Origin of the sequence: Streptococcus sp. ACS2 (assembly GCF_000525585.1) — a bacterium.
Lineage (GTDB): Bacteria > Bacillota > Bacilli > Lactobacillales > Streptococcaceae > Streptococcus.
Map to the genome: position 1 here is coordinate 1 of NZ_JALT01000048.1, position 1146 is coordinate 1146.

At 48.9% G+C, this 1146-nt stretch carries 1 rRNA gene; it reads right to left on the reverse strand.

Annotated features, from left to right (window positions below):
- Positions 1-1146: ribosomal RNA gene (locus HMPREF1517_RS10040) — 23S ribosomal RNA — on the reverse strand; the annotation flags it as partial.

A 1146-nucleotide genomic window follows, 5' to 3' on the forward strand; every position in this document is an offset into this window, starting at 1 on the left:
CCAACGGCGTGCTCAATCTATCCTTCTGTGTCCCCACTTCATTCAAACAATCCTCGGTGGTACAGGAATATCAACCTGTTATCCATCGCCTACAGCTTTCGCTCTCGGCTTAGGCCCCGACTTACCCTGAGAGGACGAACCTTCCTCAGGAAACCTTAGATTTTCGGCGGACGGGATTCTCACCCGCCTTACGCTACTCATGCCAACATTCTCTCTTCTATACTGTCCAGATTTGCTTACGCGCCTCCTTCTTCCTGTATAGAATGCTCCTCTACCAATTAGTTCCCTAATTCCAAAGCTTCGGTGGTAAGTTTCAGCCCCGTTTATCTTCGGCGCAGGATCACTCGACTAGTGAGCTATTACGCACTCTTTAAATGTATGGCTGCTTCTAAGCCAACATCCTAGCTGTTTGTGCAATCCCACATCCTTTTCCACTTAACTTACTCTTTGGGACCTTAGCTGTTGATCTGGGCTGTTTCCCTTTCGACCATGGAACTTATCTCTCATAGTCTGACTCCCAAGTATGATACTGCGGTATTCGGAGTTTGATAGTTGTTGGTAACCGGTGAAGGCCCCGCGAACAGTCAGTGCTCTACCCCCGTGTATCTCTTCCTTGAGGCTAGCCCTAAAGCTATTTCGAGGAGAACCAGCTATATCCGAGTTCGATTGGAATTTCACCGCTATCCACAAGTCATCCTAACCTTTTTCAACAGATATAGGTTCGGTCCTCCATAACCTTTTACGGTTACTTCAACCTGCTCATGGATAGGTCACCCGGTTTCGGGTCTACAGCATGTAACTCTCGCCCTATTAAGACTCGATTTCTCTACGGCTCCGTTCCTCCAGAAACTTAACCTCGCTACATACCATAACTCGTTGGCCCGTTCTACAAAAAGTACTAGGTCACTTGCGCTCCCTATGCTTGTAAGCATCAGGTTTCAGATTCTATTTCACTCCCCTCCCGGGGTTCTTTTCACCTTTCCCTCACGGTACTATTCGCTATCGGTCACTGGGTAGTATTTAGGCTTGGAGGGTGGTCCCTCCTGCTTCAGACCGGGTTCCACGTGTCCGGTCCTACTCCGGTGCCACCTATGCGTCTTCTGCTTCGCCTACAGGAGTTTTACCTTCTTCGCTTGAGCTTTCCAG